Source organism: Gelidimonas denitrificans (assembly GCF_055694065.1).
This window is the reverse complement of sequence record NZ_CM146350.1, coordinates 1,313,649-1,335,831: the sequence shown is the minus strand read 5'-3', so window position 1 is coordinate 1,335,831 and position 22,183 is coordinate 1,313,649. Positions and strand designations below refer to the sequence as shown.

The window sequence follows — 22,183 nt, the reverse complement described above, 5'->3', positions numbered from 1 at the left end:
TTTAGGCGCTGAAGGCAACGCCAATCAGACCCAGCACCAGCGCCAGCCAGCCCAGCACGATCCAGCGCCACGGACCGGCCACACCTTGCAGCGCCATGAAGCGATCAATCACGAGGCGGCCCTTGAGCAAGGTAACCAGCAATATGGGAATAATCATGGCGCGGCCGGACAAGCCAGATTCGGACAGGCTAAAAGTAATTCCGGTCAGCAGCAACAAGGCGGCCCATTGAAAGGTGGCTATTTTTATATTCGACATAATTAATGCAGTAAAAAATTCAGTGCAATACGTAAATCAACGGAAACAATATGATCCAGACCAGATCGACCATGTGCCAGTAGGCGGCGCCGGTTTCAGCCCCGGCATGGTCAGTCGCGCTGTAACCGCCGCGCCACGCCTTGAGGGCAACCGCACCCAGAATCACCATGCCGAGAATGACGTGCATGAAATGAAAAAACGCAAGAAACAGGTAAAACATAAAGAAGGTATTGGTCGACATCGTGATGCCGGCCTCGTACTTGGCGCCGAATTCGAACAGTTTGAGCACCACGAAAAAACTGCCCAATACTATGGCTGCGACCAGCCAGCGCGCGCTGCTCTTGCCTTGGTCATGCCGGATGCACTCGACGGCTCTGACGACGAAATAGCTGCTGCTGATCAGTAAAACAGTATTGATTGCGCCGCTAACCCGGTCCAGTTGCAACTGGGAGGCATTGAACAATGCAACATCGCTGGTACGCGCAAAAGCGTAAGCCAAAAAAAGGATGCCGAACACTAGCAGTTCGGCAAATATGAAGAACCACATAGCAAGATCGCCTGATAATTCGCGGCCGATCTTGCGTGGCAGGGTTTGTACACTCGTGTTCAAAATAAATATCCAGAACCACCCGGGGCCAAGTCACCGCCCCGGGCGGAGATTCAGGCTTAGGCTACAACTGCACCTACAGGGACTTTGACAGTAACAGTGGCAGGCTTCATGAAGAAACTGATGATATACAGCACCAGACCGATCAAAAATACCACCCCAGAAATTTCACGCAACCAATAGAACAGCGTTATCTGGTCCTGTGCCGCCATAAACGACATTGGCACATCTGCCATACGTTGCAGCTTTATCTGCATAACGCCGGCGGCGGTCAGGCACAGGGTGATGAATACCATCGACACTGTCATTAGCCAGAATGCCCATTTCTCCACAGCCTGAGCACGTTGGCTGTTGGCTAGGCGACCGCGCATCAACGGCATCGCATAACTGATCATGGTCAGAACTACCATCACATAAGCGCCATAGAAAGATAAGTGACCATGCGCTGCAGTAAGCTGGGTGCCATGCGTGTAGAAATTCACCGGAGCCAGCGTGTGCAGGAAGCCCCATACGCCAGCGCCCAGGAATGCCGTCACACCAGTACCCAACGCCCACAACACAGCAACCTTGTTTGGATGATCGCGACGTCGGCGGCTAACCATATTGAACGCGAATAAAGTCATCATGAAGAATGGAATCGGTTCCAGAGCAGAAAATACGCCACCCCACCATTGCCAGTATCCAGGTGCGCCAATCCAGTAGAAGTGATGGCCGGTACCGATGATGCCCGAGATTAATGACATCGCGATAATCACATACAGCCACTTCTCGATGACTTCACGATCAACCCCGGTTACCTTGATCAGCACGAAGGCCAGCATCGCACCGAGAATCAGTTCCCAGACGCCTTCCACCCACATATGAACAACCCACCACCAGAAGAACTTGTCCAGGACCAGATTGCTTGGGTTGTAGAACGAGAACAGGAAGAACAGCGCCAGCCCCCACAAACCAACGATCATCACCAGGTTGATGCTGGTCTTGCGACCGCGCAGGATTGTCATCGACAGGTTGTACAGCATCGCCAAGGCGACGATCACGATCCCGACCTTGGTCGGCAACGGCTGCTCCAGGAACTCACGTCCCATAGTTGCCAGCAGATTGTTACCGGTCATCTCGGCCAGTGTGGCGTACGGCACCGCCAGATAACCAACAACCGTCAGCGCCCCGGCCGCAAGAAACACCCAAAACATGAATATCGCCAGTTTCGGGCTATGCAATTCTCGCTCGGACTCTTCGGGAATCAGGTAATACGCAGATCCCATAAATCCGAACAACAACCAGACGATCAGCAGATTGGTATGCACCATCCGCGCCACGTTGAACGGGATTGCCGGAAACAGGAAATCCCCAATGACATACTGCAGTCCCATGACCAGACCAAAAAGGATCTGTCCTGTGAAAAGAGCAATCGCCGCTATGAAATATGGCTTCGCGACTGCCTGTGATTTATATTGCATTATTTTTCTCCGCTTGCTTCATCTTGTCTTGATACCGTAATCAACCCTCGATATTCGGCGGCCAATTGTTAGTATTGATTTCTGACGTATATTTCAGAAAATTCGTCATGTCATCCAGTTCCGCATCGGTCAGATGAAAATTCGGCATTTGTCGGCGTCCTGGCGCACCAGTCGGCTGAGACTTGATCCATGCCTTGATGAATTCAGGGCCGCGGCGTTTATACACATTACCCAGCTCCGGTGCAAAATACGCACCTTCACCCAATAGCGTGTGGCAGCCAATACAGTTGCGCGTCTCCCATATATGCTTGCCGCGTACTGCAGAATCAGTCAAATTTGCGCGATTATCACGTTTTGGCAACGTAGTCATCGTGTCGAAGGTTAATGCCAGAAACAGCAAAAAGAAAAATACCGAGCCGCCATAGAAAATATTTCTGGCAGTCGATTTTGTAAATGCTGAACTCATGTCAAGTGCTTCCTTTCGTTATAATCCGCAAAAAAACTTGTCTGCAGTTGTTTGTGTAGTGGCAGCGTAATGCTGGTCTGGCCATGATTTTTTAAGAAGTACACATAATACATGTTTTAAATGCGCTCAATAATAAATTTTTTCGAACAAGGTATATGAATTTTTAGTGCGATTAATTTATTGATGCCCGCAGTAAGGCCAAGGTTTGAGCTATGCATCGATCGCTGTGAAGCTTTTTTTAATCAAAATTTTGCGGCATGGCACGGACAGGTAATGGCCGTATCACGCACGCAATGGTAAATGTGGGAGAAGTAATCCTCCATTGATACCTATCAAGAAATTTTTGATCGAATTATTCTGCGGATGCTGAAAGGTTATCGCTCTCGCCTGCCAATAATTGCTGCGCCAGATCGGTCGGCAAGGCTTCTACCGACTTAAGTTTGCGGGTCATCTGGCGGGTGCGGGTTTCGGCGCTTTCGATATTTTTTGCTGCGCGTTCCAGCGTCGCTTTGGTGGCGGCCAGAACTTCGCCGAACTTGCCAAACTCAGTCTTCACCGCACCCAATACTTGCCACACTTCGGACGAGCGCTTCTCCAGCGCCAGCGTGCGAAAGCCCATTTGCAAACTATTGAGCAATGCCGACAAAGTCGAGGGGCCGGCTATGGTGACGCGGTGCAGGCGTTGCAATGCATCGGCCAGACCGGGACGGCGCATGACTTCGGCATACAAACCTTCGGTCGGCAAAAACAGGATCGCGAAGTCGGTGGTCAGCGGCGGCGATAGATATTTCTCGGCGATGGTCTTGGCTTCACCCAGTATCGCGCGCTCCAGCTCGCGTCCGGCCGTGGCCACGCCTTCGGCATCGGCCCGCTCGGCGGCTTCGCTTAAACGCTCGTATTGCTCCTTCGGGAACTTGGCATCGATCGGCATCCAGACCGGCGTGCCGCGGTCGTCATTGCCGGGCAGCTTGATGGCGAATTCAACCCGTGCGCCGGTACCGGGAATGGTTTCCACGTTCTTGGCGTACTGCTCAGAGGTCAGCATTTGCTCCAGCAGCATGCCTAGTTGCACTTCGCCCCAGGTTCCGCGCGACTTGACGTTGGTCAGAACGCGCTTCAAGTCGCCCACGCCGATGGCCAGCGTTTGCATCTCGCCCAGCCCTTGATGCACTTTTTCCAGACGGTCGGACACCAGCTTGAAAGATTCGCCCAGGCGTTGTTCCAAAGTGGCGTGCAGCTTTTCATCCACCGTCTTGCGCATCTCTTCCAGCCGGCCGGCGTTATCGGCTTGCAAATCTTTGATCCTGGCTTCCAGCGTGGCGCGCACTTCGGCCATGCGCTGGGCGTTGGATTCTGTCAGGGTCGTCAGCGACTGATGAATCGTGTCGCCGAAACGCTGCAGCGAGCCGGACTGCTCCTCGCGCCCGGCTTGCGCCTGCAACAGCATGGCTTGGCGCATCGCCTCAAGTTGCTGACCGAAGGCGTCGATCTGCTTATTCTGCACCGTAGCCACGCTGGTGAGCTGGGTGGCGAAAGTCTGGTGGAACTGCGCAAAATTATGCGTCAATTCTTCCCGCGTACCCTGGGCGGTTTGCTGTACCTGCGTGCGCAATTCGCGCTCGGTACGTTCGCTGGTGTTTTGCTGGTGTTGTTGTAAATTGTGCTGCAGTTGCGCGATCTCCGGCCCGATGTCCGCTGCGCGCCCGCGCAACAATAGGACGATTTGCAAAATGACGATGACTGCGGCCAGCAGCAGCAAGAGGATGAGTTCGATCTGGATCATGAGTGGAAGTTGAAAGATGTAATAAAACTGGATGATGCTGCAGGTGTGGACTGTACAAATGCCAATTCAATGCACCGGGCATTCTGCCTTGTTGCGCATCCAGTCAGCGGTCTGATAGAACGATTCCATCAGACGCAATTGCAGCGCCTCCTCGACTTCCCCGTCTTGCAACGCCCACGCCATGCAGCGCAGCCACTGGTCGCGCTCGTCTGACGCAATCGGAAACGGCAAATGGCGGGCGCGCAAACGCGGATGGCCGATACGCTCGACGTATAAATCTGGGCCGCCCATCCAGCCTGATAAAAACCAGTACAGCTTGTCGCGCGTGTCATCGAGCTGGATTGGATGCAGCTTGCGGATGCCGGAAAATTCCGGCTCCAGCTCCATCAGATCATAAAAACGGTCTACCAATTCGCGCAACTTGGTAGCGCCGCCGATCAGTTCGAACGCGGAGGATGCAGGAGATTTTTCAGTTGTCATAGATGATATTTCCTCAAGCGTCACGCAAGGTTTCCAGCGGTGGCCGGTTCAGCACATTGCGCAGTCCGAACCAGCCGCCGATGAAGGCGCAGAGCGCGCCGACGAAGATGCCGGCCAGCCAGACTATCGGATTGAAGCTCCATTCGAAATCGAACACGAAGGTAGCCAGCGCCCAGCCGACTGCCGCCGCGCCGCTGGCAGCCAGCAAACCGGCCAAACTGCCGACCAGCAAAAATTCAATCCACTGCGCCCGCGATAACTGCTTACGCGTCGCTCCCAACGCGCGCAACAGGCTGGACTCTTGCATACGCTGGTCCTGGGTGCCGACCAGCGCCGCATACAACACCAGCACGCCGGACGCCAGCGTGAACAGGAACAAGAATTCGACTGCAGTAATCACCTGATCCAGCACCGTCTGAATCTGCCGCAGCACGCTGCCCAGATCGACCACCGTCAGATTCGGGAAATCGCGCGTCAAGTCATTGACGAAATTATTCGCCGCTGGCGGCAGATGAAAGGCGGTTATCCAGCTCTGCGGCATATCAGCCATCAGCTTCGGGTTCAGGATCACAAAGAAATTGACCCGCATCGAACTCCAGTCCAGCTTGCGGATGCTGGTCACCGGCGCTGCCACTTTTTGGCCGGCGATCTCGAAAGCGAGCGTGTCGCCCAGTTGCAGGTTCAGGGTCTTGGCCAGCCCTTGCTCGACTGATGCTTCGGGTTTGGTGTCGTCGTACCAGCCCCCGCTGACGATTTTGTTCAAGGGCGGCAAGCCTACCATGGTGGACAGATTGAATTCGCGCTCCACCAATCGTTTGGCGCGCTCATCCTCAAAACCTGCGCCGTCAATGGCTTTGTCGTTGACTTCGATTAGCCGGCCGCGAATCATCGGATACAGGGTTGCGCCCTTGATGCCTTGCTGCGCGAAACGGGCATCGATCAGCGCTTTCTGCTCAGGCTGAATGTTAATCACAAAATGATTCGGGGCATCCGGCGGCGTCGCATTGCGCCAGGCGCCGAGCAAGTCGCCGCGAACTACGGTCAATAGCAGCAATGCCATCAAACCCAGCGCGAGGGCGACGATCTGCACCACGGTGGCCGCGGGGCGGCGCTGCAGGGAAGTCACCGCGAAGCGCCAGCTTTGGCTATCGATGGCGCCGCGCAGGCTGCGCAGCGATTTCAGGGCGAGCCAGCCGATCAGGGCGAAGCCAGCAAGCCCGAGCAAAAATGCCGCTGCCGTAATCAAACCCAGCTTGGCATCCCCGGCCTGCCACAGCAACAGTGCGACAAACACCGCGCCGCCCAAGCCGTAAGTAGCCAGCGCCATCGGTTTAGGCGCTTCCTGTTCGCGCCGGATCACGCGATTGTGCGGCACATTGCGCAGCTGCAGAATCGGCGGCAATGCAAAGCCGACCAGCAACAACAAACCGATGGCAATACCCTGCAGCGCCGGCAAAATCGACGCCGGCGGCAATGATTGCGATACCAGTTGCCCGAGCCACTCCAGCAGCACGAAATGGGCGGCAAAGCCGGTCAGTACGCCCAGCACACTGCCGGCCAAGCCGATCAGCAGGAATTCATTCAGATACAGCAGCGTGACTTCGTTCTGGGTCAAACCCAGGCAGCGCAGCATCGCGCAGGCGTCCAGATGGCGCACCATGAAGCGCCGCGCCGCCATCGCGATTGCCACTGCCGCCAGCATCGCCGACAGCAGCCCGACCAGCGACAGGAACTGACCGGCGCGGTCGAGCGTGGTACGCATTTCGGGGCGACCGGATTCCAGCGACTCCAGCGAGACGCCTTTGCGGTCATCGGTCTTGATGCGCTGCTGTATCCAGCTTTGGAAGGCATTGACCGCCAGCGGCTCGCCCGCCACCTGCAAGCGATAGGTCACGCGCGAGCCGGGCTGCACCAGATTGGTTGCCGCCAAATCCGTGGCGGCGATCATTACGCGGGGCGAAAAACTCATGAAGCCCGAGCCGCGATCCGGCTCGGCGGCAATCAGCTTGGCAATTTCAAACACTTTGTCGCCCAATCTCAGCGGGCTACCGACCGCAAGGTGCAAGCTGGTCAGCAGCACCGGATCGACCCACACCGTGCCGGCTGCCGGAATCGCGCGCGTGACGTTTTCTGGCCCATCGAGTTGATCAAAAACCTTCATGCTGCCGCGCAGCGGATAGCCGGCTGAAACCGCCTTGAGCGCGGCCAACTGCGATACGGAATCTTCCCCTAGCCCTGCCGTTGCCATGCTGGGAAAAGTTACGGTATCGGCCAATTTAAGGCCGCGCCGCTGCGCCTCGGCACGCCAGGCCGCATCGATCGGTTGATCGGCCCGGATCAGCAAATCGGCGCCGATCAATTGCAGCGCATCACGCTCCAGCCCGGTACGCATGCGGTCGACAAAAAAGCCGACCGAAGACAAGGCGGCAACGGCCACCACCAGTGCAATCAGCAGAAAACGCAACTCGCCGGCACGCCAATCGCGCAGCGTCATGCGCAGGGATTGTTTGAAAATCAATTCGTCAGCCTTTCAAATATTAACAGGGCACGCAAGGGAAACGGCCCGGGACCCGCCGCTGTAGTATTTATATACATGCCTTTGTATGCAAAAAAACGATGCACTTGCCGCATATTACCTGTGCGTGAAGTAAAAATACCCCCTATAAAATAGGGTTGTCGCAATCTACATTTTTGATCGCACGCAAAGCGCGGGTTGCACCCGCCCTACAAAATTCATCCGCCCCAATCCGCCTCGCAGAAATAGACATCCACTTCTTCCAGATAACGCGCCCTTGTTGCGTCATCCAGGAATGCGGCCTGAAAGCTGTTGCGCGCCAGTTGCTGTGCATGCTGCAGCGTCAGCGGCAGTGCCTCAAAGATGGCGATGAAATTGTCATTCATGGTGCCGCCGAAATACGCCGGATCGTCCGAATTGACGGTTACCACCAGCCCCGCCTCCAGCAGTTGCAGCAGGTTATGCGCGGCCATGTTGTCAACCACGCGCAGCTTGAGGTTGGATAACGGACACACCGTCAGCGGCACCTTGTCCCTGGCCAGGCGCTGCGCCAACGCAGCATCTTCCAGGCAGCGCACGCCGTGATCGATGCGCTCCACCTTCAGCACGTCGAGCGCGGTTTCGATGTAGGCCGGCGGCCCTTCTTCGCCGGCGTGCGCCACCAGATGCAAGCCCAGTTCCTTGCAGCGGGCGAACAAGCGGGCAAATTTCTCCGGCGGATTACCGCGCTCGGAGGAATCCAGACCGATGCCGATGAACTTTTCACGCCAGGGCAACGCCTGCTCCAGCGTCTCGAACGCGTCTTCCTCGGACAAGTGGCGCAAGAAGCACAGGATCAGACTTGCACTGATATCAAACTGTTGCTGCGCGTCGGCACAGGCGCGGTGGATGCCGTTGATCACCACCTCCATCGGCACCCCGCGCGCAGTGTGGGTTTGCGGATCGAAGAAAATCTCGGCGTGGCGCACATTGTCAGCCCACGCCCGCGCCAGATAAGCGGCTGTCATGTCATAAAAGTCTTGCTCGGTTTGCAATACGCTGGCGCCTGCATAGTAAATATCAAGGAAGGATTGCAGGTCGGTAAATGCATAGGCGCTGCGTAACGCCTCGACCGAGAGATACGCCAGCGCAATCTGATTACGCTTGGCAAGCGCAAAAATCAGTTCCGGCTCCAGCGATCCTTCAATGTGGATATGCAATTCAGCCTTGGGCATCTTTTGCACGATATTACGCAAGGTATTGTTCATCATGAGGTTTTTCCGATTGGCGTAAGTGTTTTGGCATTACTGAATGCGCCATCATACCGGCAAAAAGTAAGCGGCTTATCTGCACCTCTCGATTGTAAAACCCCGGCTTCCGGCATGTTATTGGGACGTGTGATGTCGCACCTGTATCTGATTGATGTAAAAAACTTCATTGCCGTTTTGCTGAAATCCGGCCGCAGCGAGCGCAAAGCGACACAAATATCAGCAGCGGGACGACTCAGATTTCTTCTAAAAGCCGCGTAAAACTCCATCTGCATTGCATTTACTGCCGACCATTAGCCCCGCCTACACCCCTTCCGGCGTGCGTCATTAATCTCTCGCAGAAGCTTTAATAATTTCACTTGACAATATTTTACTCAGGAAATTTTATTGACATAAAACAAACATATTGTCGTCTTGAAAAATTGCATAAAAAAATCTTGTATAAAGAACACATGACAAATTTTTAACGAAATATTTGTTTTAATTGCAAGGCAGCAGCATAGGGAAGTACTTGCTTTAATGAGATTCCAGTGTTTGATGTCCACCACTCCGATCGCAACGTGATGTTGGCAAAAGTGTGATGGCAATAGCCAGAAGAAGGAAGGAAATGAATCGATATGTCCCGTCTGATAACTGTAGCAGCCGCACTGATGACATGGATGACGTTGGCGTTTGCTGCGCCGGATCAAAACGAAGCCACCAACGACAAACTGGCGGACACCAAAAACGCACTGGAAACCAGCGACAGGAAAATCAACGGGGAAACATTACAGGAACAGTACGGCGGCATTGTCACGGATCAGACCATTACTGTGGCGGGCCAGGATTTCTATCAGTATTTCGTCACATTGTGGCGGGACCAGCCACTGAACGAACGCTACGCCATCGCGATTCGCGAGCGCCCCTCTGCACGCTGGGGCAACAAGGTCTCGGTCGAATATGCGCATCACATGGTGTTCGAAGCAATGCTGCCAGCAAACCGCAGCAATATCAAAGCCATTAGCGAACAGGCCGTCGAGATTTCATACAGGAACGTAGTAGATACAGAAACGCAACGCCTGTTCTTTCGTGACCAGGACATTGGCCCGGATGAAATGTAAATCGATAAGAGATATGAGAATAGGGAGAGAAAAATGAAGCTGAATAACAAAATAGTGCGCCTTCTCGCATTGGCTGTTCCAGCCCTGCTGATTGGACTGTCACCAACGAACGTTGCTGCGAGCGAAATGGTTTATGTGCCGATCAACCCGAACTTCGGCGGCAACCCGTTAAACGCACCTGGCCTGCTAAATTCGGCGCAAGTGACGAACAAGCACAAGGACCCGGACGCCAAGACCGCTTCTCCGTTTTCAGAGAAAACTCAGCTGCAGCAGTTCAACGATATGCTGGAGCGATCAATCCTGAGTCAATTGTCTTCTGCCGCGACGTCCGGCATTCTGGGGACAAGCGGCCAGCTGACTCCGGGCACTGTCGAGACCGGCAATTTTAGTATCAAAATCGTCGATTTAGGCAGCGGCCTGTTGCAGATCACGACCACCGACAAGGTCACCGGCGGCTCGTCTTCATTTCAGGTGGGAAAATGAGCGCCACCCGAACGTTAGCCTTGGCCGGACCGGCGCTGATTGTAGCCTTGCTGCTCACCGGTTGCGCAACACGGCAGATACCGTCCGACGTTGCGGCAAATGCGCAGCTGACGCCGGCTACCAAGATCACACACGACCTGCTGCAGCTTCCCAAGCCCAAAGGCAAGGTCGCTGTCGCCGTGTACGGTTTCCGCGACCAGACCGGCCAATACAAGTCCTCGCCTGACAGTTCCTTTTCGACCTCGGTGACCCAAGGCGCTGCTTCGATGCTGGTCAAGGCGCTGAAGGATTCCGGCTGGTTCACGCCAGTGGAACGCGAAAACCTGCAGAACCTGCTCACTGAACGCAAGATCGTGCGCGCGCTGGAGCTCCCACAGGACAAGAACAATCCTCCGATTCAGATTCAACAGTTGGTGCCTGCGTCGATCATCGTCGAGGGCGGCGTCATCGCGTATGAAAGCAACGTGCGCACTGGCGGCGTCGGAGCCAACTTTCTGGGCATCGGGCTTTCTACCCAGTACCGGGTAGACCAGGTCACCATCAACCTGCGCAGCGTCGATATCCGCAGCGGCCAGGTAATGAACAGCGTGTCGACCACCAAGACGATCTTTTCTTACGAAGTGCGTCCAAGCGTATTCAAGTTTGTCAACTTCAAGGATCTGGTTCAATTCGAAGCCGGCATGACGCGCAACGAACCCACGCAATTGTGCGTCAAAGAAGCGATCGAGTCGGCAGTAGTGCACCTAGTCGTGCAGGGGCTGAAAGATCAGATTTGGGAATTGAAAGACGGGCAAGACTGGTACAACCCATTGATCCAGACGTATCTGCGCGAAGCCAGCTCGTACGGCCAGGTGGAACCCGACTTGCCGGCATCATTGAAAGACAACCCGGTGCAGAAGGTACCCACATAGATTGCTTTGGTTTGCTCACGTTTTCTTATGTCGCTGCTGCCAAGACCATCTACTACCGAACAGAAAGTTTGATCTGTAGTAGCGGGTGCGTGTAGCGCGCCGGCATCGTCCTTCCCGGTGTATCACGCTGTTTCATTACCAATAACGAAAGCTCTTGATGATTGAAAGCGAAAACAAATCGATGCGGCGGCATAACGGCCTGTATGCGGTATCGACTTACAGTAGTGGAAGCTCGCCAGCCTTGACATCGATTCGAGCTGGTGTGCTGGCAATCGCCGCAGCCTTCGCGCTGCTGCCTGCGACCTCGGCGATCGCCGCCGACCTGGCGGCAGCAGAGCTTTCGCTGGCTAGCAACCCAGGCCATAGAGCGACCGTATTCCAGGATGGCCAATTCAATCAGGCGGCGCTTGAACAACGAGAAAGGTCGCAATTCGCGCAGATTGGCCAGAGCGGTTTGAACAATCAGCTGCAGGCTTTCCAGTCCGGCCAGGCCAACCGCCTTCAAGCGATCCAGAGTGGCAGTGACAATCTAGCTTGGATCACGCAATCCGGCAGCTTCAACGCAATCGATTTACATCAGCAAGGCGCAGCCAATACGGCCAACGTCACGCAAAGCGGCGCTGGCAACATGGCATTCATCGAACAGTTCGGCAACGGTAACCGCGCCGACGTTACACAGTCTTCAACCGCATCTAATGCTGTGGTTCGCCAATACGGGAATTACAACGTAGCTAGAGTGACCCAGTACTAAGGCAACTGGATCAATATGTTCTTAAATGCCTCTATCCTAAGGAGCTATAACCATGAAACATACACTTTCCACAATCTCTCTGGCAATTACATTGTCCTATGCCGCTTTACCCGCATTTGCAACCCCAACAGCGGAAATCGTGCAGCATAAATCATCGCAAACTGCGACCATTGACCAAGATAACGTAGCTGGCAATACATATGCCAAAATTAAACAGGGCGGTGGAACCGACAATGAAGGTCATATCCTGCAGTCCAGCACTCGCGGCGCGACGAGTGCAGACGTTCTTCAACACGGCAACTACAATTTCGCCAACGTGGATCAAGCCAGCGGTAAAGATTCTACCGTGACAATAAAACAGCAATCCGACTATAACCAAGCTAATGCATATCAAACTGGCAGCAACCATGTAGCCACTATCAATCAAGACTCTTATGGCTCTGCGGCCGGCAACTACGCCATTACTAATCAAACCGGTTCCCACAATGAGACAACGGTAAACCAGACTGGCGCAAATACTGCTGATGTCACTCAAGGTGGACATTACCAAACGGCGCTCGTTACACAGTTTGGAGAAAACGATGCAAAAATAGAACAATATAGTTATGGTCACTCTGCAGAGATTTACCAATCAGGTGGGCATGTAGCGATGAACATCGCATCGGTAACTCAAACGGCAGGCGTAGCTTCAATAGGAAATATCACCCAAACCGGCAACGGCCATAACGCAACCATTACGCAGCATTAATATACCGCTAGGATTGACGTGCCTGTCTGCCCGGGACAGGCACGATTTTTAAACAGAAAAAAGTGCAGTACAGCAAATAACAAGTCGCTCACTGGCAAGCCAGACTTCTGACTTTTCGCACGTGAAATAATTTTCAAGTTTTAGCAATAATGCGGCGGATTTATTGATGTCGATAAGCAAAGACATACAACTGCAGAAAATGAAACAAGGAAACCAGCATGATTGCCGATACAGATTTACAGGTATGGCTCGACAGCCAGCCCAGCGCGGCACAAACAGTCGTGATCCCTTACGTCAAAAGTATCAAAGACAGGCAATTGAATTACCGGTTGATCGTAATTCAAGCCGGCCAGAGCGGTTCGTCACGCATCAGCCAGGGCGGCATGATAAAAGTGAGCGCGGCAAGTGCTATGCCGCTATCGCGCGTCGTAATTGCACCGGGCAAAGAAGGCGAATGCCGGATTGAGGTGGCCTTGCGCGAGGGTGAACAAGAAGTAGGCAATTACCGCTTTGACTGTCCACGCTAAAAGCCCACCATCGCTCGATTTTATCCATTTGCGCCGCATGGCCAAGCGTACCGATCAAAGCTTAAAACAGTGAGTAGGATTCAACCCTGGCGGGTTGTTTCCTTGCCCACAGTTCTCAATTACGCAGACTGTTTCTTAACGCCTGTGACTCAATGGCTGGTTCCTTCCGAACGCGTGATTTTGTTGTACACATTGTATTTGCCGGAAGGCTTGTTCATCGGGATGCGCTTGACTATCTGGAGCGTTTTCGCATCGTAGATGACCAGCTCGCCATCATTTTCCCAGATGCTCACCACTGCGTATTTTCCGTTGCGCGTGAATTCGGTATGCGCGGCAATTTTGCCCGGGCTGGGCTTTAACTCCTTGACGACTTCCAGCGTCTTCTTGTCGATGATCTGGATCACATCATGATGTTTTGGGTCATTGAATACATCGACCCAGGCATATGGTGTCTTCTCATGGCTGCGCATGAAGAAACCCGGCCCCAGCGTCGGTATCTGCTTGATGGTTTTCCAGCTTTTCATGTCGATCACCGACACTACGCCATCTTTCAGATTGGGCGACGCCATCACGGGCCGGCCCTGATAATCCCAAGTGATGCCGGAACCCAGATGCGGCAAACCGGGTAAATCGACATCGGCAATTTTGCGCCCGATATTCAGATTTACCACTTGACCGTGGCCGCCGCGAGAAGATCCGATCACGTGGTCATAAGCAGGGTCGAAAAAGAAATCGTCCAGGAAGTCATCGAGCTTAATGCGGCGCGGTGGAAACGGCCCTTTGGCGGCTATCCCTTCGGCCATCTTGTAATCGTGTACCAAGCCGCCATAAACGGGCGGTGCTTTTTCGTCGTAACTCATTTCCCATACCTCGGGAATGTCTTTTAATGCGGCAATGAAGCTTTTGCGCGGCGCGGCGTCGTACACGGCGGACACGCGCGACGATTTTCCGTTGTCATCCTTGACATCAATTACCCGGATCGGCGACAAGTCGCGGGTATCGAATGCCACCAGCGTATTCGGGAAATAATTGGCAACCATCGCAAAGCGCCCATCGCTGGATATCGCCAGATTGCGGGAATTGATGCCGGCACGCACTTCCGCCACCATTTTCAGATTCCAGATATCGTATTTGGCGATCCAGCCATCACGCGACGCAAAATACACATAGCGCCCATCGGGTGAAAATTTCGGGCCGCCATGCAACGCGTAACGCGTTGGAAAACGCACAATCGGTTCAAATTTGTCGCCATCCAGAATCGTCGCGTGATGGTCGCCGATTTCCACCACCACGAAGAGATTCAGCGGATCGGCCTTGAATACCGGTTTATTGGGCAGACTGCCGTCTTTCACATATTCAATCCGCGAGGCGCGAATTTCATCCATGCCCCAGACCGGCGTCTTTGCTAATGGCGCATAGATCAAGTCGGCGAGCGCGGTGATTTCTTGCGCAGTCAAGGTGGCGCCAAATGCCGGCATCTGGGTCGCGATGCGGCCTTCAGTGATGGTCTTGATGGCGGCCGGGCGGCGCAAGCGATCCAGATTGCCCGGCAATAAAGCCGGGCCGACAGCGCCCAGGCGATCTGCGCCGTGACAGGAGGCGCAGTTGGCTTGGTAGGTAGCATTCACATCAGCGATTACTCCCGTATGCGCGGCTGACGTAGTTGGTGCAGCGGGCGCAGCCGGTGGAGGGTTAGATGCCGCACCGGCCGAAAACGCGGTGCCGGCCAGCACCATCGTCAAGCCGGATAGTAGTTTGTTTGCTGACGTCGGTCTCATTCCGCAGCCCTTGCACGCCGCACCGGAATATACGGTGCCATTTTGACCCGCTCGCGCTCGCCGCCGAGCCCGATTTCCGCATCCGACATGTAGCATGCAGGGTCTTCCTGCCACGGGTCGTCGGTCAATTGCAACGCACGTACCCGGGTATTGCCGCCACAAACATCGAAATAACTGCATTCGCCGCAACGGCCTTTAATCACACGCGGCACGGCTTTCAGGCCTGCCATCAGCGGGTCGGAGGTGTCGCTCCAGATTTCAGAGAATGGTCGATCGCGCACATTGCCCAGGTTATGGTGCCACCAGAATGTGTCGGGGTGGACATTGCCCAGATTGTCGATATTGGCAACGTTGACGCCCGATGAATTGCCGCCCCATTGCGCCAATTTAGCGCGCAAAGCCGCTTCCTTTTCAGGAAAATGACGGCGCACCCAGTGCAGCAAATACACGCCGTCAGCATCGTTATTGCCGGTGACGAATTCCTTATCGATGCCATTCTGGATATTTGCCCAGCAGGTATCAAACATCAAATCCATCGCATTGCGCGTGGTTTCCAGGAATGCATCGTGGCCACGATTCTTGTTGCCACGCCCGGCATAATTCAGGTGCGACAGATAAAATTTGTCGATGCCTTCGTCGTCCACCAGTTTGAGCAACGCCGGCAGATCCTTCGCATTGTCCTGAGTCAGTGTGAAGCGTACCCCGATCTTGATGCCGGCGTCGCTGCACAATTTGACGCCATGCAGCGAAGCGTCGAATGCACCTTGCTTGCGGCGAAATATATCGTGCGTTTCGCGCAGGCCATCCAAGCTGATGCCGACATAATCAAAGCCGATAGCGGCGATACGCTCGATATTCGATTCATCTATCAGAGTGCCGTTGGTCGATAGTCCGACATAAAATCCCAACTCTTTGGCGCGTTTTGCAACGTCATAAATATCCTCGCGCAGCAATGGCTCGCCGCCCGACAGGATCAGCACCGGCACGCCGAAGCCGCGCAAATCGTCCATCACGCCATGCACTTCTGCGGTGCTCAATTCGCCGGCAAAATCCTTGTCCGCCGAGATTGAATAGCAATGCTTGCAGGTGAGGTTACAACGCCGAATCAGATTCCAGATCACTACTGGGCCGGGTGGATTGCGTTTGGGTTGTAGTGGCGTCGGATGGGCGATTTCTCGCATGTATTGGGTAATTCGAAACATGATTTTTCCTTTTTCTTGTCTTTCAGCCGGCAATTTTTTGCGTTGCCTTGGTTTGTTGGTTCAGCCGCAAGCCGGTTTTTTTCAAAATGCGGGTGCTATACAAGATGGTGTGACTGCGCACATGCTCGCCTAGCAATGCAGCGATTTGCGCCACTTTAAGTTCGACCTCATCGCGACTCTTGCCATGCACCATCGCGAACAAGTTGTAGGGCCATTCTGGCAGGCGGCGCGGACGGCAGTAACAGTGACTGACGAATTCAAAGCCGCCCACCGATGCCCCTAACTGATCCACCAGCGCATCAGGCACATCCCACACCGACATGCCGTTGGCCCGATAACCAATTGCATAATGATTCGGCACCACACCCAAGCGGCGGATCACGCCAGCCTGCTGCATGCGTAGCATCCGTGCCATCACTTCCTGCGGCTCTAGTTGCAGGCTTGCAGCGATGGCGTGGTAAGGGCGCGCTACCAACGGCAGCCCGCCCTGGGTCGCCACGATGATGGCGCGGTCGATGGCGTCGATCGCTTGTGGTGCAGTGATGGGTGTGTAGGGCATGCGTTATGCCTTCAATTTCAACTCGACGAAATACTCGCGAGATTTGGGGAAGTTGAATACGCTGCAGCCGGTTTGCTGCTCTATCGTATCAATCACGCTGGCAATTTCTGCCGGTGTTTCAGTGGCGATGACGAACCACATGTTCAGATCATGCTCGCGCGCATAGTTGTGCGCGACTTGCGGCAAGGCATTGACCTGTTGCGCCACCCGTTCATAGTCCGCTGACGGGGCATGCAGCGCGGCCAGGGTAAAAGCGCCGCCGATGCGTTCAATCTGGTACAGCGGTCCAATCCGCGTCAGCACGCCTTCGGCCAGCATACGGGCCAGCCGCGCAATCAGATCTTCCTCAGTCAGGCCGAGGCGCTGCGCCGCCTCAAGATAAGGACGTTCACACACCGCCAGCCCCTCTTGCAGGCCATTGATGATGGCACGATCAATCGGGTCCATAAGCAAGCTCCGGCAAAGTTAGGGGGGTTACATCCGTCACGTTCGTCACATACTGGGCACCGCATTGCTTGAAACGGCGGCGACTAAACAGGATGGAGTGCGGGTACTCGTCCAACCCGCACATCTGCGTCAAGTCAGCGATGCTCTGCTCAACTTCGCTACGGTCTTTGCCATGGATCATGCAGAATAGGTTGTAAGGCCAATGCGGCAAACATCGGGGCCGGCGATAACACAAACTGACCCGTCCGGAATCGGCAATGCGCTTACCAACGGTTGCAACCAGCGCATCAGGCACATCCCACACCACCATAGCATTGGCAGTAAACCCCAGTTCATGGTGACGCACTACAACACCGAAACGCTTGATTACGCCATCCCTGCACCAGCGCACAAGGGTGGCGATCGCATCCGACTCGGCACATCCTAATTGTGCAAATGGCCGCGCAACCAGCGGCAATCCACGCTGCAAAGCAGCCATGAAAGCCTGCTCGTGCTGACTCAATGTAATCGCAGCGACCTCTGCCGGCGCTTGCTTGTTCTGCTGAAAAATTTGCGATTTAGTTAATGCTGAATCTGACCTACAAGCGGACCTCAGATCGAATCCCAGATCGATGTGAAACTGTTCCAGCAACGGCAGCGTCAACACCGGTCCGGATGCGCATACGGTTTCAATTTTGTGCAACAGCGCTCGCAGATGTTCAGCCGAAAAAGCGGTTGCCACGAACCAAAGATTGAAACGATGTTCGCGCTCATAGTTGTGGTTGACTTCGGCAAAGGCATTAACCTGGAGAGCAACCGCTTCCAAACGCTCGGCAGAAACAGCCAACGCAGCCAGAACACTGACTCCGACCACGTTCGGCCTGAATACAGCACCGACCCGACTGACCAGACCACGCTTGCGCATGGATTGCAAAACTTCTATGACAGTCGCCTCATCAACGTCCAGACGTTTTGCCAGTGCAGCAAAGGGCTGCGCCACCAGCGGAAAATTCCGTTGAAAATCATTCAACAATTTGAATTCCAATGCTTCCAGAATTCCCTCTTGCTTCAGATTTGTCGCGCGCATATGTTCTTTATCCGCCTTAGAACCCGATGCGTGCCGCACGATAGGTGAAGAAAATCCCGCTTGGCGATTCAGCCGACAACACGTTGCGTTGGGCAAAATTCTCAGTGTCGTACACCACCACACGGTTGTCGTCACGCGCCGAAATCCAGACGGATTCGCCGCGTGGAGTGAACTCCATATGTAATACGGTTTTTCCGGGTGCCAATTGTTTGATAATGCTGCGAGTTTCGGTGTCGATCACATCAACCTTGCCGTTGTCGGGGAATGCATAAATAACCCAAACCTGCCGGCCATCAGGTCGCGCAATAACAAAGACCGGCTGACTGGAAACCTTGATGCGGCCAACTTCTAGCCATGTTTCCATATCCACCACCAACACTTCGTGATGGCCTACAGCAGGTAGATACGCATAGCGTCCAGCAACAGCCCAGCCGCGCAGATGCGGCATTTTATACACCGGCAGTTTTTCCTGCCCGCGACCATAGCCATCGAGAATGCGGCGCACACCCTGCTCCGGATGCCACAAATCCAGCAATGCCATGCCATCTTCCCCAAACAGGCCGGCCAAATAGTACCGTCCATTCGGCGTAATCAAACCGTCATAAGGCTGGAGTCCTATATCCTTGAATTTGTTTATGCGCGGCTTGCCTGGATTGGAAAAATCTCCGACCCAGATTTCACCAGCATCAAAAAGACTCCATACAAAACGGTTGCCTGGCGCATCTGCCAAGCCGACCACCTTAGAGCGCAAGCCAGCAGTTCCATAAGTCGATGGAACGTCTGCAATCAGCTCCAGGGTATCCGCTGAAAACACTTTCACGCCGCCCGGCACATAATTCTGCACCGCTACCAATGTGCCATCTTGTGAAATCGCGCCGCCAATACTGTTACCGGCCTGCATCACGCGGCGCCCGATGACGCCACGCAACAAATCAACCTTGCTCAAACCACCATCGCGTCCAAACACATAAGCGTAGCGACCATCCCGTGAATAAACGAGCGAAGCATGGGAGAGATCACCCAATCCTTTCACTGTAGCCAGGGCTACACGCTTGCTGGTATCAACAATTTGGACACTGCCACTGGCGCGCTCAATGACGACACCCAAGTCGCCAGTGCCGCGCAGGACCGGGCCGGCACAACCGGCCAGCACGAACAACGTCGTAGCAAGCAGCACTGTTTGGAATTTTTTAATGTTCACTTGGGAAACCCTTCTGCAAATTCAACACGATCCATTCTGCCTCTGCTTCACTCAGGAAACGCTGCCAAGGCGGCATTGCTGTATCTGGGCGGCCATGCAGGATGATGGACTTGAGGTAATCAACAGATTTATCTTTTAAGGCTTCAGGCAGCAATGCAGGACCCAGGCCGCCTTTGAGCGTCAAGCCATGGCAAGAGCCACAATCCTGCCGCACCAGAGAGGTAAGTTCGACCTGCCGCGCAGCACTAATTGCGGTGCTGGCGTTTGCACCATAATCGGTGGCGAAAACAGCCGTAGAGAAGATCAGACCAAGACTTGCAATACCGGCAATGACAGACTTGGTGCATTGTTTGATAACACACGGTTTTACAGACACTTCCAGATCCTTCAACATTTTTTGTATTCAGACACATTATATTGGAGCAAGAGAAACACACAGACCCGAAAGCCTGTGTGTCGGCTCAGATACTTAATTAATCAAGCAATTACTTACTTGCTGGCTAAAACCCACTCAGCCAATATCTTAATGTCTGCATCGCTCACCTTAGGACCATTCGGCGGCATCGGGATTGGCCCCCATACACCGCTACTGCCGTCCTTGATCTTCTTGGAAAGCATTGCTACCGCATCCGCATTGCCTTGGTACTTCTTTGCAACATCCTTAAACGCTGGGCCAAGCACTTTCTTATCAATACTATGGCAAGCCATGCAGCCATTTTTTTGCGCCAAGTCAGCGCCACTTGCTGCAAATGCTGAATTACTGCCAATCAAAAGCGCAACAACTCCTGCGCCAGCAGCCAGAATCGGAATGAGACGATTTTTCATCACATGCTTTCTTAGTAAATGTCGTGTTGCGTATTGTTGATGTTGAATTTACCGGTTGGGGTAATCAGTTTCGGATCTTTGATAACGGTTTTCAGTTTGCGGGTCTTGTCATCGACGACAACGATTGCCGATTCCTTATCTTTGGCGCTCCATACCGAGAACCAGACTTCATCGCCAGCCTTGTTGTATTCCGGCTGCACGATGCGTTTTGCACCTTCACCGAGATTTGCCCATTCGGCGATTGGCAACACGACAAAGCCCTTATCAAATGCATTGATGTCATATACGGCAATCGATTGACTCATCTTGGCATCCGGATTCAACGGTGTATCAATCCACAGATTTTTCGATTTCGGATGTGTTTTGATGAACAGGGAACCGCCGCCCTGCCCTTTTACGGTTGCGACCACTTTCCAAGCCTGTGCCTTATGCTTGATAGGATCAGTCCCAATCATTGAAATCGTTTCATCGCCCAGATGGCTAGTCGCCCATACAGGACCGAATTTCGGATGGATAAAATTGGCACCGCGCCCTGGATGAGGGGTTTTGCCTACATCGACAATTGCGGTCATCTTGCCTTCCTTGGTATCGACCACAGCAATTTTGTTCGATGCATTGGCAGCAACCATGAAGTAACGGCCGGTTGAATCGAGACCACCATCATGCAGAAATTTGGCGGCATCCAGCGTGGTGATTTTCAGATTTTTAATATCCTTATAATCGACCAGCATGATCTTGCCGGTTTCTTTGGCATTGACCACGAATTCCGGACGATAGTGTGATCCGACGATAGAAGCAACCCGTGGTTCAGGATGATATTCGTTATCAACTGTCATGCCGCGTGTCGATACGACCTTCAGCGGTTTCAGGGTATCGCCTTCCATGATCACGAATTGCGGTGGCCAGTAATCGCCGGCAATCGCGTATTTATCTTCATAACCCTTGAACTTGGAAGTTTCGATTGAACGTGCTTCAAGGCCTACTTTCATTTCTGCTACGCTGTCTGGCTTCTCCATCCACAGATCAATCAGGTTGACACGCGCATCGCGGCCAATCACATACAGATAGCGACCGGATGCCGAAGTGCGGGAAATATGCACTGCATAACCGGTTTTGACAATATTGATGATTTTCTTGGTATCGCCGTCTATCAGTGCCACTTCACCTGCATCGCGCAGCGTGGTGGAGAAAATGTTCGCGATATTGAAGTTATTCATTTTCTTGGTAGGACGCTTGGCAACTGGAATAATTTCTTTCCAGGTTGCTTCCATGTCTTTCAAGCTGAATTCAGGTGGCACTGGTGGCTCTTGCTGGATATAGCGCGCCATCAGATCGACTTCTTTATCGGTCAGATCGCCAGAAGTACCCCAGTTCGGCATGCCCGCCGGAGAACCATAGTTAATGAATACCTTCAGGTAGTCCGTTCCTTTTCCGAGCGTGATGTCTGGAGTCAGGGCTTTACCTGTGGCGCCTTTGCGCAACACTCCGTGGCAACCGGCACAGCGCTGGAAATAAATCTGTTTACCAGCGTCAAACTCGGCCTTGGTCATCGGCGGCGCTTTAGGATTGATGTTTTGATGCATCTCTTCATTAGCCAGCGGCGACCCACCAGCCTGATATTTCAGCTCGGCATTGGCGTGCGGTTTTGCATCCTCGGCGTAGGCAACACCCAGCGCCAGCGGCAATGCCGCAAGCAAAGCTACGATAGGGCGGATTAAAGGTTTTCTTAACGCTGTGGTCATTTTTATTTCCCTTCCTGTTGATAAAATTG

The 22,183-nt window shown here is 53.7% G+C and carries 24 protein-coding genes; 7 read left to right on the top strand and 17 right to left on the bottom strand.

The genetic code is table 11. The features are described 5' to 3' along the window. Position 1: 1 nt before the first annotated feature. The 8 genes from FKCLFG_RS06315 to FKCLFG_RS06280 all read right to left on the bottom strand — a co-directional run bounded on the left by FKCLFG_RS06315 (position 2) and on the right by FKCLFG_RS06280 (position 8,817). Positions 2-256, bottom strand: a complete 255-nt coding sequence (locus tag FKCLFG_RS06315) for a cytochrome C oxidase subunit IV family protein (RefSeq protein ID WP_472615368.1) — start codon at positions 254-256, stop codon at positions 2-4. Positions 257-275: 19 nt separating this feature from the next. Continuing rightward, the gene (locus tag FKCLFG_RS06310; RefSeq protein ID WP_472615367.1) at positions 276-866 is read right to left on the bottom strand and encodes a cytochrome c oxidase subunit 3 family protein; all 591 of its coding nucleotides are present in this window, start codon (positions 864-866) and stop codon (positions 276-278) included. A 56-nt stretch (positions 867-922) separates the two neighbouring features. Further along, on the bottom strand, positions 923-2,323 hold the full coding sequence (locus tag FKCLFG_RS06305; RefSeq protein ID WP_472615366.1) for a cbb3-type cytochrome c oxidase subunit I: 1,401 nt from the start codon (positions 2,321-2,323) through the stop codon (positions 923-925). Between the two features lie 40 nt (positions 2,324-2,363). Beyond that, entirely contained in the window at positions 2,364-2,789 is a 426-nt protein-coding gene (locus FKCLFG_RS06300; protein ID WP_472615365.1) for a c-type cytochrome, read from the bottom strand. A gap of 352 nt (positions 2,790-3,141) precedes the next feature. Further along, positions 3,142-4,572, bottom strand: a complete 1,431-nt coding sequence (locus FKCLFG_RS06295) for a DNA recombination protein RmuC (protein WP_472615364.1) — start codon at positions 4,570-4,572, stop codon at positions 3,142-3,144. 66 nt (positions 4,573-4,638) lie between these two features. After that, positions 4,639-5,052, bottom strand: a complete 414-nt coding sequence (locus FKCLFG_RS06290; RefSeq protein WP_472615363.1) for a group II truncated hemoglobin — start codon at positions 5,050-5,052, stop codon at positions 4,639-4,641. Positions 5,053-5,065: 13 nt separating this feature from the next. Then, the gene (locus FKCLFG_RS06285) at positions 5,066-7,567 is read right to left on the bottom strand and encodes an ABC transporter permease (protein WP_472615806.1); all 2,502 of its coding nucleotides are present in this window, start codon (positions 7,565-7,567) and stop codon (positions 5,066-5,068) included. 218 nt (positions 7,568-7,785) lie between these two features. Further along, positions 7,786-8,817, bottom strand: coding sequence for an adenosine deaminase (locus tag FKCLFG_RS06280; RefSeq protein WP_472615362.1), 1,032 nt, complete (start codon positions 8,815-8,817; stop codon positions 7,786-7,788). A 27-nt stretch (positions 8,818-8,844) separates the two neighbouring features. On the opposite strand from FKCLFG_RS06280, the gene FKCLFG_RS06275 reads away from it, so the two are divergent. The 7 genes from FKCLFG_RS06275 to csgH all read left to right on the top strand — a co-directional run bounded on the left by FKCLFG_RS06275 (position 8,845) and on the right by csgH (position 13,334). Next, positions 8,845-9,075 carry a hypothetical protein gene (locus tag FKCLFG_RS06275; protein WP_472615361.1) on the top strand — a complete coding sequence of 77 codons (231 nt, stop codon included), beginning with the start codon at positions 8,845-8,847 and terminating at the stop codon, positions 9,073-9,075. Between the two features lie 356 nt (positions 9,076-9,431). After that, positions 9,432-9,914, top strand: coding sequence for a CsgE family curli-type amyloid fiber assembly protein (locus FKCLFG_RS06270; RefSeq protein ID WP_472615360.1), 483 nt, complete (start codon positions 9,432-9,434; stop codon positions 9,912-9,914). Positions 9,915-9,947: 33 nt separating this feature from the next. Continuing rightward, positions 9,948-10,397: a curli assembly protein CsgF gene (locus tag FKCLFG_RS06265; protein WP_472615359.1), complete on the top strand. Its 450-nt coding sequence runs from the start codon at positions 9,948-9,950 to the stop codon at positions 10,395-10,397. Beyond that, the gene (locus tag FKCLFG_RS06260) at positions 10,394-11,308 is read left to right on the top strand and encodes a CsgG/HfaB family protein (protein ID WP_472615358.1); all 915 of its coding nucleotides are present in this window, start codon (positions 10,394-10,396) and stop codon (positions 11,306-11,308) included. The genes FKCLFG_RS06265 and FKCLFG_RS06260 overlap by 4 nt, the downstream gene beginning before the upstream one ends. A 157-nt stretch (positions 11,309-11,465) precedes the next feature. After that, entirely contained in the window at positions 11,466-12,059 is a 594-nt protein-coding gene (locus FKCLFG_RS06255) for a hypothetical protein (protein ID WP_472615357.1), read from the top strand. 52 nt (positions 12,060-12,111) lie between these two features. Next, the gene (locus tag FKCLFG_RS06250; protein ID WP_472615356.1) at positions 12,112-12,807 is read left to right on the top strand and encodes a hypothetical protein; all 696 of its coding nucleotides are present in this window, start codon (positions 12,112-12,114) and stop codon (positions 12,805-12,807) included. A gap of 218 nt (positions 12,808-13,025) precedes the next feature. After that, on the top strand, positions 13,026-13,334 hold the full coding sequence (gene csgH / locus FKCLFG_RS06245) for a curli-like amyloid fiber formation chaperone CsgH (protein WP_472615355.1): 309 nt from the start codon (positions 13,026-13,028) through the stop codon (positions 13,332-13,334). Between the two features lie 149 nt (positions 13,335-13,483). Here csgH and FKCLFG_RS06240 read toward each other — a convergent pair whose 3' ends face one another. From FKCLFG_RS06240 to FKCLFG_RS06200, 9 genes are all read right to left on the bottom strand, one after another. Further along, the gene (locus FKCLFG_RS06240; protein ID WP_472615354.1) at positions 13,484-15,112 is read right to left on the bottom strand and encodes a cytochrome D1 domain-containing protein; all 1,629 of its coding nucleotides are present in this window, start codon (positions 15,110-15,112) and stop codon (positions 13,484-13,486) included. Further along, on the bottom strand, positions 15,109-16,314 hold the full coding sequence (gene nirJ, locus FKCLFG_RS06235; RefSeq protein ID WP_472615353.1) for a heme d1 biosynthesis radical SAM protein NirJ: 1,206 nt from the start codon (positions 16,312-16,314) through the stop codon (positions 15,109-15,111). The genes FKCLFG_RS06240 and nirJ overlap by 4 nt, the downstream gene beginning before the upstream one ends. Positions 16,315-16,336: 22 nt before the next feature. After that, positions 16,337-16,873 carry a siroheme decarboxylase subunit beta gene (ahbB, locus tag FKCLFG_RS06230; protein ID WP_472615352.1) on the bottom strand — a complete coding sequence of 179 codons (537 nt, stop codon included), beginning with the start codon at positions 16,871-16,873 and terminating at the stop codon, positions 16,337-16,339. Positions 16,874-16,876: 3 nt separating this feature from the next. Continuing rightward, positions 16,877-17,320, bottom strand: a complete 444-nt coding sequence (locus FKCLFG_RS06225) for an Lrp/AsnC family transcriptional regulator (RefSeq protein WP_472615351.1) — start codon at positions 17,318-17,320, stop codon at positions 16,877-16,879. After that, entirely contained in the window at positions 17,307-18,386 is a 1,080-nt protein-coding gene (gene ahbB, locus FKCLFG_RS06220) for a siroheme decarboxylase subunit beta (RefSeq protein WP_472615350.1), read from the bottom strand. Before ahbB (FKCLFG_RS06220) ends, FKCLFG_RS06225 begins: the two co-directional genes overlap by 14 nt. A gap of 16 nt (positions 18,387-18,402) precedes the next feature. After that, positions 18,403-19,581, bottom strand: a complete 1,179-nt coding sequence (locus tag FKCLFG_RS06215) for a cytochrome D1 domain-containing protein (protein ID WP_472615805.1) — start codon at positions 19,579-19,581, stop codon at positions 18,403-18,405. After that, positions 19,577-19,981: a c-type cytochrome gene (locus FKCLFG_RS06210; RefSeq protein WP_472615349.1), complete on the bottom strand. Its 405-nt coding sequence runs from the start codon at positions 19,979-19,981 to the stop codon at positions 19,577-19,579. Before FKCLFG_RS06210 ends, FKCLFG_RS06215 begins: the two co-directional genes overlap by 5 nt. Positions 19,982-20,076: 95 nt before the next feature. Further along, positions 20,077-20,412, bottom strand: coding sequence for a c-type cytochrome (locus FKCLFG_RS06205; RefSeq protein ID WP_472615348.1), 336 nt, complete (start codon positions 20,410-20,412; stop codon positions 20,077-20,079). A gap of 11 nt (positions 20,413-20,423) precedes the next feature. After that, positions 20,424-22,154, bottom strand: a complete 1,731-nt coding sequence (locus tag FKCLFG_RS06200; RefSeq protein ID WP_472615347.1) for a cytochrome D1 domain-containing protein — start codon at positions 22,152-22,154, stop codon at positions 20,424-20,426. Positions 22,155-22,183 lie beyond the last annotated feature (29 nt).

Bases quoted from the DNA above. Each gene is read 5' to 3' on its own strand.
- FKCLFG_RS06225 (WP_472615351.1), bottom strand. From the start codon at position 17,320: ATGGACCCGATTGATCGTGCCATCATCAATGGCCTGCAAGAGGGGCTG.
- FKCLFG_RS06305 (WP_472615366.1), bottom strand. From the start codon at position 2,323: ATGCAATATAAATCACAGGCAGTCGCGAAGCCATATTTCATAGCGGCG.
- FKCLFG_RS06270 (WP_472615360.1), top strand. From the start codon at position 9,432: ATGTCCCGTCTGATAACTGTAGCAGCCGCACTGATGACATGGATGACG.
- FKCLFG_RS06250 (WP_472615356.1), top strand. From the start codon at position 12,112: ATGAAACATACACTTTCCACAATCTCTCTGGCAATTACATTGTCCTAT.
- FKCLFG_RS06205 (WP_472615348.1), bottom strand. From the start codon at position 20,412: ATGAAAAATCGTCTCATTCCGATTCTGGCTGCTGGCGCAGGAGTTGTT.
- ahbB (WP_472615352.1), bottom strand. From the start codon at position 16,873: ATGCCCTACACACCCATCACTGCACCACAAGCGATCGACGCCATCGAC.
- FKCLFG_RS06240 (WP_472615354.1), bottom strand. From the start codon at position 15,112: ATGAGACCGACGTCAGCAAACAAACTACTATCCGGCTTGACGATGGTG.
- FKCLFG_RS06255 (WP_472615357.1), top strand. From the start codon at position 11,466: ATGATTGAAAGCGAAAACAAATCGATGCGGCGGCATAACGGCCTGTAT.
- ahbB (WP_472615350.1), bottom strand. From the start codon at position 18,386: ATGCGCGCGACAAATCTGAAGCAAGAGGGAATTCTGGAAGCATTGGAA.
- nirJ (WP_472615353.1), bottom strand. From the start codon at position 16,314: ATGTTTCGAATTACCCAATACATGCGAGAAATCGCCCATCCGACGCCA.
- FKCLFG_RS06295 (WP_472615364.1), bottom strand. From the start codon at position 4,572: ATGATCCAGATCGAACTCATCCTCTTGCTGCTGCTGGCCGCAGTCATC.
- FKCLFG_RS06280 (WP_472615362.1), bottom strand. From the start codon at position 8,817: ATGATGAACAATACCTTGCGTAATATCGTGCAAAAGATGCCCAAGGCT.
- FKCLFG_RS06260 (WP_472615358.1), top strand. From the start codon at position 10,394: ATGAGCGCCACCCGAACGTTAGCCTTGGCCGGACCGGCGCTGATTGTA.
- FKCLFG_RS06300 (WP_472615365.1), bottom strand. From the start codon at position 2,789: ATGAGTTCAGCATTTACAAAATCGACTGCCAGAAATATTTTCTATGGC.
- FKCLFG_RS06265 (WP_472615359.1), top strand. From the start codon at position 9,948: ATGAAGCTGAATAACAAAATAGTGCGCCTTCTCGCATTGGCTGTTCCA.
- FKCLFG_RS06200 (WP_472615347.1), bottom strand. From the start codon at position 22,154: ATGACCACAGCGTTAAGAAAACCTTTAATCCGCCCTATCGTAGCTTTG.
- FKCLFG_RS06315 (WP_472615368.1), bottom strand. From the start codon at position 256: ATGTCGAATATAAAAATAGCCACCTTTCAATGGGCCGCCTTGTTGCTG.
- FKCLFG_RS06210 (WP_472615349.1), bottom strand. From the start codon at position 19,981: ATGTTGAAGGATCTGGAAGTGTCTGTAAAACCGTGTGTTATCAAACAA.
- FKCLFG_RS06290 (WP_472615363.1), bottom strand. From the start codon at position 5,052: ATGACAACTGAAAAATCTCCTGCATCCTCCGCGTTCGAACTGATCGGC.
- csgH (WP_472615355.1), top strand. From the start codon at position 13,026: ATGATTGCCGATACAGATTTACAGGTATGGCTCGACAGCCAGCCCAGC.